This is a genomic window from Pantoea sp. UBA6567, assembly GCF_002434165.1.
GTDB classification, from domain to species: domain Bacteria; phylum Pseudomonadota; class Gammaproteobacteria; order Enterobacterales; family Enterobacteriaceae; genus Pantoea; species Pantoea eucrina.
The window spans coordinates 518729-535189 of the sequence record NZ_DJJN01000006.1 but is presented as its reverse complement, the minus strand read 5'-3'; the positions used below and the strand labels follow the sequence as shown (position 1 = coordinate 535189).

Annotated in this window: 13 protein-coding genes and 1 other RNA gene; 5 read left to right on the top strand and 9 right to left on the bottom strand. The window is 55.1% G+C overall.

The window, feature by feature from the left end; genetic code table 11:
* Positions 1 to 79: 79 nt before the first annotated feature.
* On the top strand, positions 80 to 316 hold the full coding sequence (locus B4M48_RS08540) for a major outer membrane lipoprotein (RefSeq protein ID WP_039384115.1): 237 nt from the start codon (positions 80 to 82) through the stop codon (positions 314 to 316).
* An 88-nt stretch (positions 317 to 404) separates the two neighbouring features.
* Here B4M48_RS08540 and B4M48_RS08535 read toward each other — a convergent pair whose 3' ends face one another.
* Genes B4M48_RS08535 through sufA form a run of 7 tightly spaced genes read right to left on the bottom strand, consistent with a single transcriptional unit; the run spans position 405 to position 7007 of the window.
* Entirely contained in the window at positions 405 to 1379 is a 975-nt protein-coding gene (locus B4M48_RS08535; RefSeq protein ID WP_039384113.1) for a L,D-transpeptidase family protein, read from the bottom strand.
* Between the two features lie 60 nt (positions 1380 to 1439).
* Positions 1440 to 1856 (bottom strand): cysteine desulfuration protein SufE, encoded by a 417-nt coding sequence (sufE, locus tag B4M48_RS08530; protein ID WP_071668772.1) that lies wholly within the window; start codon positions 1854 to 1856, stop codon positions 1440 to 1442.
* Between the two features lie 20 nt (positions 1857 to 1876).
* Complete coding sequence (sufS, locus tag B4M48_RS08525) at positions 1877 to 3097, bottom strand: cysteine desulfurase SufS (protein ID WP_039384108.1); 1221 nt, start codon at positions 3095 to 3097, stop codon at positions 1877 to 1879.
* Complete coding sequence (gene sufD / locus B4M48_RS08520; protein WP_039384107.1) at positions 3094 to 4371, bottom strand: Fe-S cluster assembly protein SufD; 1278 nt, start codon at positions 4369 to 4371, stop codon at positions 3094 to 3096. Before sufD ends, sufS begins: the two co-directional genes overlap by 4 nt.
* The gene (gene sufC, locus B4M48_RS08515; RefSeq protein ID WP_039384106.1) at positions 4346 to 5092 is read right to left on the bottom strand and encodes a Fe-S cluster assembly ATPase SufC; all 747 of its coding nucleotides are present in this window, start codon (positions 5090 to 5092) and stop codon (positions 4346 to 4348) included. The genes sufD and sufC overlap by 26 nt, the downstream gene beginning before the upstream one ends.
* 39 nt (positions 5093 to 5131) lie before the next feature.
* Positions 5132 to 6625 (bottom strand): Fe-S cluster assembly protein SufB, encoded by a 1494-nt coding sequence (gene sufB, locus B4M48_RS08510; RefSeq protein ID WP_039384104.1) that lies wholly within the window; start codon positions 6623 to 6625, stop codon positions 5132 to 5134.
* Positions 6626 to 6632: 7 nt separating this feature from the next.
* A complete protein-coding gene (gene sufA, locus B4M48_RS08505) occupies positions 6633 to 7007 on the bottom strand; it encodes a Fe-S cluster assembly scaffold SufA (RefSeq protein WP_039384102.1) in 375 nt (124 codons plus the stop codon).
* Positions 7008 to 7394: 387 nt separating this feature from the next.
* On the opposite strand from sufA, the gene B4M48_RS08500 reads away from it, so the two are divergent.
* Complete coding sequence (locus tag B4M48_RS08500) at positions 7395 to 7799, top strand: hypothetical protein (protein ID WP_039385821.1); 405 nt, start codon at positions 7395 to 7397, stop codon at positions 7797 to 7799.
* A 30-nt stretch (positions 7800 to 7829) separates the two neighbouring features.
* Here the strand turns inward: B4M48_RS08500 and ydiJ are convergent, their stop codons facing one another.
* Entirely contained in the window at positions 7830 to 10883 is a 3054-nt protein-coding gene (gene ydiJ / locus B4M48_RS08495) for a D-2-hydroxyglutarate dehydrogenase YdiJ (protein WP_288656402.1), read from the bottom strand.
* Between the two features lie 201 nt (positions 10884 to 11084).
* Here ydiJ and ydiK point away from each other — a divergent pair, with 201 nt between their 5' ends.
* Entirely contained in the window at positions 11085 to 12194 is a 1110-nt protein-coding gene (gene ydiK / locus B4M48_RS08490; protein WP_039384098.1) for an AI-2E family transporter YdiK, read from the top strand.
* 250 nt (positions 12195 to 12444) lie between these two features.
* An RNA gene (gene rprA / locus B4M48_RS08485) (antisense sRNA RprA) lies at positions 12445 to 12553 on the top strand.
* 162 nt (positions 12554 to 12715) lie between these two features.
* Here the strand turns inward: rprA and ppsA are convergent.
* Entirely contained in the window at positions 12716 to 15106 is a 2391-nt protein-coding gene (gene ppsA / locus B4M48_RS08480; protein WP_071668771.1) for a phosphoenolpyruvate synthase, read from the bottom strand.
* 440 nt (positions 15107 to 15546) lie between these two features.
* Between ppsA and ppsR the strand changes: the two genes are divergently transcribed.
* Positions 15547 to 16374 carry a posphoenolpyruvate synthetase regulatory kinase/phosphorylase PpsR gene (ppsR, locus tag B4M48_RS08475; RefSeq protein WP_039384092.1) on the top strand — a complete coding sequence of 276 codons (828 nt, stop codon included), beginning with the start codon at positions 15547 to 15549 and terminating at the stop codon, positions 16372 to 16374.
* The last annotated feature ends 87 nt before the right edge of the window (positions 16375 to 16461 follow it).

Sequence of the window (16461 nt, the reverse complement as noted above, 5' to 3'; positions counted from 1 at the left end):
AAATTTATTCTCAACTTAAAAAGCTTTGTGCAATACTTGTAACGCTACATGGAGATTAACTTAATCTAGAGGGTATAAAATGAAACGTACTAAACTGGTACTGGGCGCGGTAATCCTGGGTTCAACTCTGCTGGCTGGTTGCTCAAGCAACGCTAAAATCGACCAGCTGTCTTCAGACGTTCAGACTCTGAACGCTAAAGTTGACCAGCTGAGCAACGACGTGAACGCAGTGCGTTCTGACGTTCAGGCTGCTAAAGATGACGCAGCTCGCGCTAACCAGCGTCTGGACAACCAGGCTCACTCTTACCGTAAGTAAGAGTTCTGGTTTGAAAAATGGTGCCCTGGTGGCACCATTTTTTTTGTGCTGATTCCAGCGCCCGGTGGCGCTGTCTGACCGGCTGACTTCAGCCCTGCGGCTCTGCTGCAACCTGCTCTGCCGTCTCTGCGGCAACCGGCTCGCCGCTGCTGACCAGCACCGGCATACCTGAACGGCGCGTCATCGCCTCCTCAATCAGCGCACTGTCGCTTTTCGCACTGCGGCTAAAGGCTTTCAGAGCGGTGCTGCGCACCAGCGGCTGCGTCTGCGGATCATCTTTTTCACTGCGCGACAGCGGCTGATGAACCTCAATATAGCGTTTACCGTCTGGTTCGATGGCGTACTTCACCGGCTGATTAACAATCTGAACGCGCGTGCCTGCCGGGACGCTGTTGAACAGCGCTTCAATATCAGCGGGACGCAGGCGAATACAGCCGGAGCTGACGCGCATGCCGATGCCAAAGTCAGCGTTAGTGCCGTGAATCAGGTAGTGTCCCTTGCCATACGCCAGACGCAGGGCGAACAGTCCCATCGGATTGTCAGGGCCGGCCGGAACCGTCACCGGCAGCGTCACGCCCTCTTTCGCATAGCGCTTGCGAATATTTGGCGTCGGTGTCCAGGTCGGGTTGGGAATTTTCTGGCTGATACGCGTCACCATATCGGGCGTCGCAGCGCCTAACTGGCCAATGCCGATTGGATAGACCACCACGCGGTTTTCTCCCGGCGGATAGTAGTAGAGGCGCAGCTCAGCCAGATTAACCACAATCCCTTTGCGCGGCGCATCCGGCAACAGCATTTGCAGCGGCACGGTGATCTGCGTACCTGCCGCCGGCAGCCAGGGATCAACGCCGGGGTTTGCTTCCAGCAGGCCGAGCAGTCCTGTGCTGTAGCGCGCTGCCACGCTCTCCAGCGGCTGTTTGTTATCAGAGATAGTGGTCAGAACGTTTTCGCCGATCAGGCGGCTGTCGTCGGCAGGGAGAGGATATTCAGTAGCCATTGAAGGTGCAGAGAGTCCAAAGCAGGACAGCAGCAGTGCACCAGCTAAACGTAACGCAGGTTTCATGCAGGTTTCTCTTTCTGGATGGAAAAGACCCCGGCTAAACCGGGGTCTGAAGAGTGTACCTTAGCAGAGCTGCTGAGCGTTATGCCGGATAGCGCGGATCATCGCTTCCAGCCCCTGAGAACGCGTTGGCGTCAGGTGCTGAGTCAGCGCCAGTTCCGCAAACCAGTGGCGCACATCCAGCTCGAGGATCTCCTGCGGCTTCAGCCCCTGATAGAGGCTAAATACTACTGCAATCAATCCCTTAACAATAGCTGCGTCGCTATCCCCTTCAAACGCCATCGATCCGTCCGCCTGCGGCGTCATGCGGATCCAGACCTGGCTCTGACAGCCTGAAATGACATACTCAGGCTGATGCAGGCTTTCAGAGGATTCTGGTAATTTTGCACCCAGCTCAATGATGTAAAGGTACTTCTCTTCCCAGTTAGCGCAACGATTAAAGTTGCGCACCAGCTTCTCTTTTTCCGGCAGGTTCGCCATCTGTTACTCCTGAAATCTGCTTAGCCCAGCAGGCGATGGATACGCGTCAGGCCAGCGGCCAGCCGATCTGCCTCATCTTCGGTATTATAGAGCGCGAAGGAGGCGCGACACATCGCCGGTACGGCATAGTGGCGCATCAGCGGCATCGCACAGTGGTGACCGGTGCGAATGGCAATACCATACTGATCGAGGAAGCTGCCAACGTCAAAGGCGTGATGTTTACCCAGGTTAAAGGCGATTACCCCGCTGCGCTGCGCTGGACCATAAAGCACGATGTCCGGTACTGAAGCGAGTTTGTCCAGCGCGTAACGCATCAGCGCGCTTTCGCGTGCATGAATAGCATCAAGACCCAGTTCACTTACCCAATTCAGTGCAGCACCCAGACCGATGATACCGCCGGTATTAGGCGTACCCGCTTCAAAGCGCCACGGCGCGCTGTTCCAGGTGGTTCCCACCGGCAGCATGACCTGGTCAATCATGGCCCCCCCGCCTTCCCACGGCGGCATCTGCTCCTGTAGCGCTTTACGCGCATAGAGTACGCCGATACCGGTCGGACCGTAAATCTTATGTCCGGAGAAAACGTAGAAATCACAGTCGATATCCTGCACGTCAACGGCGTGATGCATCACCGCCTGCGCGCCATCAATCAGTGTGACCAGGCCGGCTGCTTTCGCCTGAGCGACCAGCGCCTTAACCGGGTTAACGGTGCCCAGCACGTTAGAGACGTGCGTGACCGCCAGCAGCCGGGTACGGCTGTCGATAAGCGTAGCAAGCTGCTCTGTAGCCAGTTCACCGCTATCGCTGAGCGGCAGGACGCGGATCTCAGCACCGGTGCGCTGTGCCACCATCTGCCACGGCACGATGTTAGCGTGATGCTCCATCTCGGTAATGATGAGATTGTCACCAGGCTGCAGCTGACTGCCGCCCCAGCTATTGGCTACCAGATTAATGCCTTCGGTTGTGCCTTTAACAAAGATAATCTCTTCATGCGAAGCCGCATTCAGAAAGGCCGCAGCCTGCGCGCGTACCGCTTCCATATCGCTGGTGGCCTGCGCGCTAAGCGAATGGATGCCGCGATGCACGGCGGCGTAGCCGTGCTGGTAAAAATGACTTTCCGCGTTGATTACCGCGAGCGGACGCTGCGCGCTGGCCGCGCTGTCAAGGTAGGCCAGCGGGTGTCCGTTGACCTCACGACTCAGGATCGGAAACTCCGCTCTGACTCGTTCGGAATCGAAACTCATGAATGTACTCCAGGGAAACGCTGTGAGATGCGTGCCAGCACCGCCTGACGCAGAATGTCATCATCCAGCGTTTCGGTCAGTTCGGCGGCAAAAGCGTGGATGATCATCTGCTGCGCCGCTTCTTCAGCGATACCGCGCGAGCGCAGATAAAACATCTGCTCATCATCAATGCGGCCGATGGTGGCACCATGGCTGCATTTTACGTCATCGGCGTAGATCTCCAGCTGTGGCTTGGTATCGACTTCCGCCAGCCGGCCCAGCAGCAGATTATTGTTGGTCATCTGGCCATCGGTTTTCAGCGCGTGCTGTGCCACTTTGATGTGACCATTGAAGACGGCACGGCCTTTTTCGCGCGAAATGGTTTTATGCAGCTGACGACTCAGGCAGTGGCCTTTGTTGTGCTCCAGATAGCTGCGGGTATCTGCGATTTCGCTGCCCACCGGCAGGACCAGGCTGTTCATTGCCAGCTCGCTGTTTTCGCCATTCAGCTGCGTGCTGGTGTTATGACGTGACAGGCCGGCGCCCAGCAGGAAGCTGGTGCTGCTGACGCGCGCATCCTGACCCATCACAATGTCATTATGCGCAAAGTGATAGCTGCTGCTGGTTTCAAAGGCGAGCTTGGTATGTTTCAGCTGCGCATTATCCGCTACGGCAAAGGTGATCCGCGCGCCGGTAAAGTGCGCCGCGTCATTCAGCGTGACATAGTGCTCAACGATTTCCGCTACCGCACTCTGCTCCAGCTCTACATGATGACGATGGTGCACGGTATTGAGCGCATCTGCCTGACCGCTGGTGATATGCAGCAGGTAGAGTGGGCGGGTAGCCGCTTTGCCGCGCGCCAGACGAATCGTCGTCACCTCTTCTGCCAGGCTCTCTGTCAGATGCAGGAAGATCTCCGGCTGTACCGGCGCCGGCAAATCGCGACGCTCCGCTGCCTGAACGTGCTGGATCTCAAACAGATCGGTTTCCGTGCTGCTCAGCGCAGGCTGGAAGCGGCCATCAACAAATACCAGTCGTACCGCGTCCAGCGGCAGCGCCAGCGCATCCGCCTGCTCACGGCTGAGACTCTGCGCGGAAGGCAGCACAAAGTGCTGTCCCAGCAGGCTCTCCAGCGATGTATATTTCCAGTTTTCATGCTTGCGGGTGGGCAAGCCTTCACGCATCAGCTGCTGCCAGTGCTGCTGCGCCTGCAGCGAGCGCTGCTCGCCGCGAGACTCAAACAGATGGTGCCACTGCTGCAGGGCATTATCACTCTTCGTCGGTAAGCCAGCCATAGCCTTGCTCCTCCAGCTGTTTCACCAGTGAAAAGTCGCCAGACTTAACGATTTTACCCTGATAAAGAACGTGCACGTGATCCGGCTTAATGTAATCCAGGATACGCTGATAGTGCGTTACGATGATGAAAGAGCGCTTACCGTCGCGCAGGCTGTTAACGCCCTCAGACACGATTTTCAGGGCATCAATATCCAGACCCGAATCGGTCTCATCGAGAATGCAGAGTTCCGGCTCCAGCGCCGCCATCTGCAGAATATCATTGCGCTTCTTCTCACCACCGGAGAAGCCGACGTTAACTGAACGCGTCAGCAAATCTTCCGGCATTTTCAGCAGCTTGATCTTATCTTCGATAAAATCCTGGAAGTCGAAGCGATCCAGCTCTTCCTGCTCGCGATATTTGCGTACTGCATTAACGGAGGTCTGCAGGAAAAACTGGTTGCTGACACCCGGGATCTCTACCGGGTACTGGAACGCCATAAAGATGCCTTCTCCGGCACGCTCTTCAGGTTCCAGCGCCAGCAGATCTTTCTCTTTAAAGGTGACGGAGCCACCGGTGATCTCGTAATCTTCGCGACCCGCCAGCGTTGCTGAAAGCGTACTTTTACCTGAGCCATTCGGGCCCATAATGGCGTGGACTTCACCTGGTTTAACTTCCAGGTTCAGACCGCGCAAAATCTCTTTATCTTCAACGCTAACCTGTAAATCTTTAATACTTAACATACTTATTCCTTCACATTGCTTCCGGCAACGCGTGTGGCATCAGCCGACACTGTGCTCAAGGCTGATCGCTAACAGTTTTTGTGCTTCCACGGCAAATTCCAGTGGCAGCTCGGAGAAAACATCTTTACAGAAGCCGTTGACGATCATAGAGATCGCATCTTCTTCGCTGATGCCGCGCTGCAGGCAGTAGAACATCTGATCTTCGCCAATACGTGACGTAGTGGCTTCATGCTCAAGCTGCGCTGTGTTGTTGCGCGTTTCTACATACGGGAAAGTATGCGCACCGCAATCGGGACCAATCAGCATCGAGTCACACTGCGTAAAGTTACGCGCATTGGTTGCCGTCGGCATGATTTTCACCAGACCGCGGTAGGTATTCTGGCTTTTACCCGCCGATATCCCTTTAGAGATAATGGTCGATTTGGTGTTTTTACCGATATGGATCATTTTGGTACCGGTATCCGCCTGCTGGCGACCGCTGGTCAGGGCAACCGAGTAGAACTCACCTACGGAGTAGTCACCGCGCAGGATACAGCTTGGATATTTCCAGGTAATCGCAGAGCCGGTCTCAGACTGCGTCCAGGACATCTTGCTGTGATCGCCTTCGCACAGGGCGCGCTTGGTAACGAAGTTGAGGATACCGCCCTCACCTTCGCCGCCAGGGAACCAGTTCTGTACCGTGGAATATTTCACTTCAGCATTTTTATGGATGATGACTTCAACGACCGCTGCGTGCAGCTGATAAGTGTCACGTACCGGCGCCGAGCAGCCCTCGATATAGCTGACATAGCTGTCTTCATCTGCAATCAAAATGGTGCGCTCAAACTGACCTGTTTTCGCCGCGTTGATGCGGAAATAGGTCGACAGCTCCATCGGGCAGCGTACCCCTTTCGGGATATAAACAAAGGTGCCATCGGAGGCTACCGCTGAGTTAAGCGCAGCAAAGAAGTTATCGTTGTGTGGCACGACAGTACCCAGATACTTCTGTACCAGTTCCGGATGGTCATGGATCGCTTCACCAAATGAGCAGAAGATAATGCCCTGTTTGGCCAGCTTGTCACGGTAGGTGGTTGAGACCGACACGGAATCGAAAATCGCATCGACAGCGACCTCTTTACCTTCACGTACCGGAACACCCAGCTGATTAAACGCGTCTTCCACTTCCTGAGTCAGGTAGTCACTGGAGGCCACGCTGCCCGACGCCTGGGTTGCACCCGGCTCAGATGCGCAGCTGTCGTCACAGTTCCCGCATGATGGCGCAGAAAAGTAGCTGTAATCCTGATAGTCGAGCTTGTCATAGTGCGCTTTTAACCAGTGCGGCTCTTCCATTTCAAGCCAGGCACGGAAAGCCTTGAGCCGGAACTCAAGCATCCATTCGGGTTCGTTACGTTTAGCCGAGATCGCACGCACGACATCTTCATTAATGCCGTGTGCCAGTTCGTCGGTTTGTAACCGGGTAAAGAAGCCCTCTTTGTAGTTGAGCTTGCCTTCCCAGGTCTGTACATCATCAGATGCTTCGCTATGTCGTGACATATTTCACTTACTCGACGCCAAAGCTTTCACCGCACCCGCAGGCGTGCTGAGCTTTAGGGTTATTGAATTTAAAGATCTGGTTCAGGCCTTCACGGACGTAGTCCAGCTCGGTGCCGTCGACAAACGGCATTGCCTGAAGCGGCACAAAGAGTTTTGCGCCAAACTGCTCAAACTGCAGATCGTCATCGGCTGGCTCTTTTACCAGATCCATGACATAACCAAAACCGGCACAGCCAGATTGTTTCACGCTCAGTTTCAGACCCTTTACTTCCGGGTCCTGTTCAACCAGAGTCAGGATCTGTTTCGCTGCCGACTCGGTCAGCGTAAGTCCTTTCCAGACAAAATCGTCAGGCGAAAAGGACGCGGCGTTTACTGATGACATCGTTGTACCTCGCAAGTCTGGACCTTCTCAGGCTATCCCCCTATGGTAGTGATATCGCCTATCACTTCAACCTCTTGTTTTGCAGGGATAATCATCTCGTGCTGTTTTTTCTGCTTAATTATTAAGCATAGTCCCTTTAGTACGGCCTGTAACAGACAGTTTTTATTCGGGACAAATATTACAACCTATTGATATCGTAACATTTTATAAAAACCGGCCCTAAAGCAATTAACCTGTATACAGGTTACGCCTTTACCGAATGTAAAGAGATTGTTATTGCCGATTTTAGTAACAGGTTACAGACATCAATATATTTCTTTAGCGGGAATTGCATTCCTGACGCAGTTTAATATGATAATGATTATCATTAACTATTTAGGCGGCGCTATGACACGTACCGTTTCAGCCTGGTTACAACACAAAATCAGCGACTACCGATTTGCCGTGCGCGACATCACCGTAGATTTTTATCTGGCCGAAGCCAGACTCAACCGGCCAGAGTGCTCACTGGAGCAGCTGCGCCGGTTTAACGATACCTGCCTGGATATGGCGGAAATCTGCGATATCAACGGCGACGATCGCAGCTATCTGCACGCCTTAGGCAAGCTGCACCATCGCCTGATTCAGGAGATGGGCAACGATGACCGTGACCGGCTGTTTCGCCTGCAGGCGTATCAGTTCGCCCGCCAGTCGCTGACGCATTTATGCCAAAAGCTTGCACAAAGCGGCGACTGGGACCAGATAACGGGCCTGCAGCGTGATTTTGTCCGCCACGCTGGCTGGATATTCTAATCCAGCTTTGTGACGGCTCCTACATTTTGTTTACATCAATTCCAGCAGCGCCTGTAAAGGATGACGCATGCCGTTGCCTTCGGCACGTTTCACCTGGCTGCGACAGGAAAAGCCGGTCGCCAGACAGCGCTGGCGCGGCAGCCGCTGCAGCTGCGGATGCCAGGAGAGCGCATAGATGCCGAGCGAGTTCTCCAGATGCTGCGCCTCGTGGCCATACGTCCCCGCCATGCCGCAGCAGCCGGTATTGATATTTTCCAGCCGGGCACCGAAGCGGGCAAATATCTTCTGCCATTGATCCGGCGTAGCGGGCAGCGCGGTCACTTCCGTACAGTGCGCAAACAGATACCAGGGCTCGCCGCTGACCGGCTGATTTACGCCATCAGCCAGCGCCTGCTGCAGCCACTCATGCACCAGTAGCACGCTGAAATCACCGCGCTTGCTTTTCAGTACCTGCTGATACTCATCGCGATAGCAGAGCACAGTGGCCGGGTCGACCCCGACCATCGGGATCCCCAGTTTTGCCACCCGATTGAGCAGTTCAGCAGTTTTCGCTGCGGTACGGGCGAAACGCTGCAGAAACCCCTTAACATGCTGCGCTTTGCCGTTGGGAGAGAAAGGCAGCAGCACCGGACGGTAACCCAGCTTTTCAATCAGTGAAATAAAGTCGGTCACCAGCTGCGCTTCGTAGTAGCTGGTAAACGGGTCCTGCACCACCAGCACGCACTGCTGCCGCGCTGCGCTATCCATCGCTTCCAGCTGCTCCAGCGTCAGGTTCATTGCCGGATGCCCGCTCAGACGCTGTTTAAGGTTAGGTGCGGAGAGCTGAGGCAAATCCACCATACCGATATGCGTTTTGCTGAATTCGCGCATCCACGGCTGCTGCAGGAAGAAATTGAACACCTTTGGCGCTTTCGCCATCAGCGGCGCATAGCTCTCTACGCTGGCCACCAGGTGATCGCTGACCGGTCGCAGATAGCGCGTATGGTAAAGTTGTAAAAAGCGCGCGCGGAAATCGGGCACATCGATTTTAATCGGGCACTGGGTCGAACAGGCTTTACAGGCCAGACAGCCCGACATCGCCTCTTTTACCTCATGGGAAAAATCGTACTCTCCGCGGTTAGCGTGCCAGCTGTTACGCGTACGCTGGATCAGCATACGCAGGCTGGCTCCCTGCTGCGGCAGCGCCTGCTCAAGCTGGTCAGGATCAACGCCCTGCTCCGACAGCAGGCGCAGCCATTCACGCGTCAGCGTCGCGCGTCCTTTCGGCGAGTGAATACGATTGCGGGTGATTTTCATCGACGGACACATCGGGCTGCGCACATCAAAATTGAAGCAGAGGCCGTTGCCGTTGCACTCCATCGCGCCGCGCCAGCTGGTGCGTACCGTCAGCGGGATCTGACGATCCAGATCGCCGCGCATCGCGCCATTCACCTGCATCATCGGCGCATCGCTCTCCAGCGGCGTGCAGATTTTACCCGGATTCAGCCGGTTATCGGGATCGAACGCGCGTTTGATACGACGCAGCTCGGTAAACAGCGTTTCACCGAAAAAGGCCGGACTATACTGCGCGCGGAAACCTTTGCCATGCTCCCCCCACAGTAACCCGCCGTAACGGGCCGTCAGCGCGACCACTTCATCTGAAATCTGCTTCATCAGCAGCACCTGCTGCGGATCGCACATATCCAGTGCCGGACGCACGTGCAGCACGCCCGCATCAACATGGCCAAACATACCGTAGCTCAGGCCGTGGCTATCCAGCAGCGCGCGAAACTCACCAATATAATCGGCCAGCTGCTCCGGCGGCACCGCCGTATCTTCCACAAACGGAATTGGCTTGGCGCGCCCCTGTGCATTGCCCAGCAGGCCAACCGCCTTCTTACGCATCGCGTAAATACGCTCGACCTCAGCCAGTTCATTACAGATCTGATAACCTATGACGCCACCCTGCCGCTCAGTCATCAGCGTATCCAGCCGGTCGCAGAGACGGGCGATTTGCTGTTCGATAAGTGCGCCATCATCGCCGGCAAACTCCACGATATTCAGTCCCAGCATCGTTTTATCCGGGATATCGGTGATCAGTTCTTTAACGGAGTGCCAGACAATATCTTCCCGCGCCAGATTCAGTACTTTTGAATCCACCGTCTCCACTGACAGCGCCTGCGCTTTTACCATAAATGAAGCGTTGCGCAGCGCGGAGTCGAAAGACTCATATTTAACGTTAACCAGACGACGGACTTTGGGGATTGGCGTGATATCAAGACGCGCTTCCGTAATAAACGCCAGCGTGCCCTCGGCACCGCACAACAGCCGCGTGAGATCGACCTGCTGCATGTCATCACTGAAGACGTGGCGTAAATCGTAACCGGTCAGGAAGCGGTTAAGCTTTGGAAATTTTTCAAGGATCAGCGCGCGCTGCTCACGACAGCTTTGCAGCACCGTCTGGTAGATGCGGCCCTCAGGCGTCGGCGTTGCGGCGAGCTGCTCCGCCAGCGCCACCGGTATGGCGCGCGTATCAAGGATATCGCCGCCCAGCAGCACCGCGCGTAACCCCTCGACATGATTGGAAGTTTTACCATATACCAGCGATCCCTGACCTGAGGCATCGGTGTTGATCATGCCGCCCAGCGTGGCGCGGTTACTGGTGGAGAGCTCCGGGGAAAAGAAGAAACCGTATGGCCGGAGCCAGGCGTTGAGCTGATCTTTCACTACTCCCGCCTCAACCCGCACCCAGCCCTGTTCGGTGTTGATCTCCAGAATGCGGTTCATGTAGCGCGACATATCAACCACAATGCCCTGATTCAGCGACTGTCCGTTAGTGCCGGTGCCGCCGCCGCGTGGCGTAAACGTCAGGCTGGCAAAAGCGTCCTCACCGGCGAGCCGCGCAATCAGAGCGATATCTGCGGTCGAACGCGGAAACAGTGCCGCATCCGGCAGAAGCTGATAGATGCTGTTATCCGTAGAGAGTGAGAGACGGTCGGCATAGCTGGTAGCGGTATCGCCGGTAAAACCCTGCTCTTTGAGCGCCTGCAAAAAGGCGAGAACTTGCTGAACCAGGCCAGGAGCCTGCGGAATTTGTGGGATCATGGTGTCGTGACCGGGATGTTGTAAACGTTTGCGTAGTAATTTTTTAACGTCTGGTTGTATCACATTTTTTTCCTGTCTGCTGGCATTTCCCTTCCCCGCTTCTGTGGCCCTGCTTTTCCTGTTTAATTTTCAGGAAATAGCGCATGATGATCCCGGGCCAGGGGCCCTTCCTGAAGGATTAACTGAGGTTAAATCGCTGTTATGAAAAGCCTGCAACGCGGTGTGGATCTGCCGCAACTGCTGTTCTCACTGATGTTTATTTTGCTGATGATTATCGCCTGTCTCTGGGTGGTACAGCCTTTTATTCTGGGCTTTGCCTGGGCAAGCATGGTTGTTATCGCAACCTGGCCACTCATGATTCGCCTGCAGCATCTGCTGTGGGGACGCCGCTCCCTGGCCGTTATCGCCATGACGATTCTGCTGCTGCTGCTGTTTATCATTCCGATTGCGCTGCTGGTCAGCAGCCTGATTGACAACAGCGCCCCGGTTATCGCCTGGGCTACTCAGCGCCATCTGCTGATGCCGGAATTCGCCTGGCTGCGGGAGATCCCGTATGCCGGCAACAAGCTCTATGTCAGTTACCATAAGCTGGTGGATGGCGGCGGTTCAGCGATCATGCGTCAGGTGCAGCCCTATATTGGTCGCACCACGGGCTTCTTTGTCGCACAGGCGGGACATTTTGGCCGCTTTATGCTGCATCTGGCGCTGATGCTGTTATTCAGCGTGCTGCTTTACTGGCGCGGTGAGCAGGTGGGACAGGGTATCCGCCACTTCGCCTACCGTATGGGGGGGCCCCGTGGCGATGCTGCGGTGCTGCTGGCCGGACAGGCAATACGGGCCGTTGCGCTGGGTGTTGTCGTCACGGCGCTGGTGCAGGGGGTATTAGGCGGGATCGGACTGGCGATCTCGGGCATACCTTATGCCACGCTGCTGACGGTGCTGATGATCCTGACCTGCCTGGTCCAGCTGGGTCCGCTGATTGTTCTGGTACCTGCGATTATCTGGCTCTACTGGAGCGGTGATACGACGTGGGGCACGGTGCTGCTGGTCTGGAGCTGTATTGTCGGCACGCTCGACAACGTGTTACGTCCGGTGCTGATTCGCATGGGTGCCGATTTACCCATGATTCTGATCCTCTCAGGTGTTATCGGCGGCCTGATCGCCTTTGGCATGATTGGCCTGTTTATCGGCCCGGTCGTGCTGGCGGTCTCTTATCGCCTGGTTTCAGTCTGGATGCACGAGGCTCCGGCGCCGGATGATGATGTGGAAACGGCAATTGAAGCGCTGACAGAGCATGAAGAGCTGCCCTGATACCTCTGATGGTCGCAGCGGCCTGAACATTCATGCCCGGGCATTTTTCAGGCACGCTGTTTTTCATAAACGGTTTTTAAGAAAAAACGCGATTTTTAGCGCTTAACGACGTTTCGCTGGCTGGAATGATTATTTTTCATACTGAATCGCCCGATGCAGCGGGCAAAAGAGGCGATAAAAGATTATCAGCTTTAAACTAATAAGAGGATTCTTAAAGACTATAGCAGGCGCAATAAATAATATGTTTCTCATGTTGGAAATCAACCTACTGATTTTTAAACAACCTTTTTCCCCTGAGTAACGTAAAAGAATTGCTGTGTGTAGTCTTTGCCCATCCCCTGTGATGGGCTTTTTTTTGGCCTGCATTCAGCGCCCGCTGTAGCACTGCGTGCTATCTGAACAGGCGGGATGCTTAGCAGCTAAAACTCAGGGTTATTATGCTGAAACAGTGGCTCATCCGCAGCTTAAGCCTGCATGAATCATGACGCGTACGGTATAACCTTACGCGTCATGCTCAGAGGTTAAGCGCGCTGAGCAGAGTCAATCTCAGCCAGGCTCAGCCAGGTTTCAACCACCGTATCCGGATTAAGCGACAGGCTGTCAATGCCCTGCTCCATCAGCCACGCGGCAAAATCCTGATGATCTGAAGGACCCTGTCCGCAGATACCGACATATTTGCCCTGTTTTTTTGCGGCCTGAATCGCCATCGAAAGCAGCGCTTTCACCGCTTCATTGCGCTCATCAAACAGAGCAGACACCACGCCAGAATCGCGATCCAGCCCCAGTGCCAGCTGCGTCATATCGTTGGAACCGATGGAGAAACCGTCGAAGTGCTGCAAAAACTGTTCTGCCAGCAGCGCGTTTGACGGGATTTCACACATCATAATCACCTTCAGACCCGCTTCACCGCGCTTCAGCCCGTGCTTCGCCAGTTCAGCCACGACCGCTTCCGCCTGGTCAACGGTGCGCACAAAAGGCACCATGATTTCAACGTTACTCAGCCCCATCTCGTTGCGCACCCGCTTCACGGCTTCGCACTCCAGCGCAAAACAGTCGCGGAAGCTGTCAGCAACGTAGCGCCCGGCCCCCCGGAAACCAAGCATCGGGTTCTCCTCTTCCGGCTCGTAGCGCTCTCCGCCGACCAGATTGGCGTACTCGTTCGATTTAAAATCGGACAGGCGTACAATCACGCGCTTCGGCGCAAAGGCGGCGCCCAGGGTAGCAATCCCCTCCGTCAGGCGCGCGATATAGAACTCAACCGGATCGTCAAAGCCTTTCATCATCTGGCGGATCTGCTGCTGTAGCTCCGGCGTCTGCTGATCAAACTCCAGCAGCGCTTTAGGATGCACGCCGATCATGCGGTTGATAATAAACTCCAGCCGCGCCAGGCCCACGCCCTCGTTGGGCAGACAGGCGAAGTCAAACGCGCGATCGGGATTACCGACGTTCATCATGATCTTAAGCGGAAGATCGGGCATCGAGTCGACCTGAGAGCTGGCGATCTCAAAATCGAGCAGGTCATTGTAGACGTAGCCGGTATCGCCTTCGGCGCAGGAAACCGTCACTTTATGCCCGTCACGCAGGTGATCGGTGGCATCACCACATCCCACCACCGCCGGGATCCCCAGCTCACGTGCAATGATCGCCGCATGGCAGGTGCGTCCGCCGCGGTTGGTCACGATAGCCGACGCTTTTTTCATGATAGGTTCCCAGTCCGGGTCCGTCATATCGGTGACCAGCACGTCGCCCTTCTCAATGCGGTGCATTTCGCTGATATCGTGGATCACCTTGACTTCACCCGCACCGATACGGTGACCGATGGCGCGTCCTTCAACCAGCACCTGGCCCGTGCCCTGCAGGCTGTAGCGCTCCATCACCTGACCATTCGAGCGTACGGTTTCCGGTCGCGCCTGTACGATATAGAGCTTGCCGGTATGCCCGTCTTTTGCCCACTCGATGTCCATCGGGCGCTTGTAGTGCTGTTCAATCAGCACCGCCTGGCGTGCCAGCGCCTGTACTTCGTCGTCGGTCAGGCTGAAACGATCGCGCGTTGCCTGCTCCACATCCTCAATGCGCACCTGCTCGCCATGCGTCTGAGAATCGGCATACACCATGCGGATTTTTTTAGACCCCATCGTCCGCCTGACAATAGCCGGGCGGTTTGCCGCCAGCGTCGGTTTATGCACGTAAAACTCATCCGGGTTGACCGCACCCTGTACCACCATCTCACCCAGCCCCCAGGCTGAAGTGATAAAGACGACCTGATCAAAACCTGACTCAGTATCAATGGTAAACATCACGCCAGAGGCGGCAAGATCGGAGCGAACCATACGCTGCACCCCGGCCGAGAGCGCCACGCCGCGATGATCGTAGCCCTGATGCACGCGGTATGAGATAGCCCGATCGTTAAACAGCGAGGCGTATACGTGCTTAACCGCCACCAGCACGGCATCAAACCCCTGTACGTTGAGGAAGGTCTCCTGCTGCCCGGCGAATGAGGCGTCAGGCATATCCTCGGCAGTCGCGGATGAGCGGACGGCAAAAGAGGCGTCGGCATCATCAGCAGAAAGCTGCTCATAAGCAGTACGAATAGCCGCTTCCAGCGCCGGCTGAAACGGCGTGTCCACGACCCACTGGCGGATCTGCTTGCCCGCCTGGGCCAGCGCCGCCACGTCATCAATATCCGTGATATCCAGTAGTGCATAAATGCGCTGGTTCAGTCCGCTTTGGTCGAGAAACTGATTAAACGCGTCAGACGTCGTGGCAAAGCCGTTCGGGACGGATACGCCCAGCGACGACAAATTGGTAATCATTTCTCCAAGAGAGGCATTTTTGCCTCCCACCCGATCAACATCATGCATGCCAAGCTGGTTATACCAGAGCACTAGCGATTGTTGGTCTTGATTGGACATTGAGATGATCCTTTTAAATGATTAGGGCACATGGAACATTTTGCTATTCGCCACAGCAGCCTGGCATAACTGGTTTATAAAGACTAAGTGTTGAATCGTTAAAGCAAAAAAAGAGAGACAAAATCAGACTATTACCTGCCGGGGCTGACGTTGCGCAAACGGCACTATTATTACTAACAGCTTGCTGTAATAACGAATTTTCCATTTTTATAGCATTATCAGCGGATTGCTGTTGCGCAAACGACATCAGACAGAGTCTGCGCGTCATTTATGAAAGTGTGGCGGGCGCGGACGTTTATTTATCGCTTTTTCTTTATGATGCTATTAACGTCAGGTATGACACTATTCTGGTCTGAGCACGGCGGCATATGGATATTTCATTTCGATTTAATTTGAAATGAAATCGGTTAATTCACTATTCACTCAGAGAGCACTTTTCAATGAGCACTGAACGCAGCGTGTTTTATATTTCAGACGGCACCGCCATTACAGCAGAAGTGCTGGGCCACGCGGTGCTCTCGCAGTTTCCGGTTGATACGCACAGCGTTACCCTGCCGTTTGTAGAAAACGTGCAGCGGGCCCAGGCGGTCAAAGCGCAGATCAACGCGCTCTGGCAGCGCAGCGGCGTGCGGCCGCTGGTCTTTTTTTCCATCGTTACGCCTGAGGTTCGCGACATCATTCTGGAGAGTGAGGGGTTTTGTCAGGATATTGTGCAGGCGCTGGTGGCTCCCCTGCAGAGTGAACTGGGCGTCTCCTCTATGCCGGTGGCACACCGCACTCACGGGCTGACCGCGAATAACCTGGGTAAATATGATGCGCGTATCGCCGCGATTGACTACACCCTGGCGCATGATGACGGGATCTCACTGCGCGGACTCGAAGATGCTCAGGTGATCCTGCTGGGCGTTTCGCGCTGTGGCAAAACCCCGACCAGCCTCTATCTTGCCATGCAGTTTGGTATTCGCGCAGCCAACTACCCCTTTATTGCCGATGATATGGATAACCTCAAGCTTCCTCCTGCGCTGCGCGCGCATCAGCACAAGCTGTTCGGGCTGACCATTGATCCGGAACGGCTGGCGGCCATTCGCCAGGAACGGGCGGAGAATACCCGCTACGCCTCGCTACGCCAGTGCCGGCTGGAAGTGGGTGAAGTGGAAGCGCTGTTCCGTACACATCAGATTCGCTACCTCAACAGTACCAACTACTCGGTCGAGGAGATTGCCACCAAAATCCTCGACATTATGGGGCTGGAGCGACATATGTACTGACTGATGCGCTAAGCGGCCCGCGTATTTATTATCTCTGTGATTTTGCTGGTTGAATTCAGGACGCATTGGTTTATTGTGAACCTCATC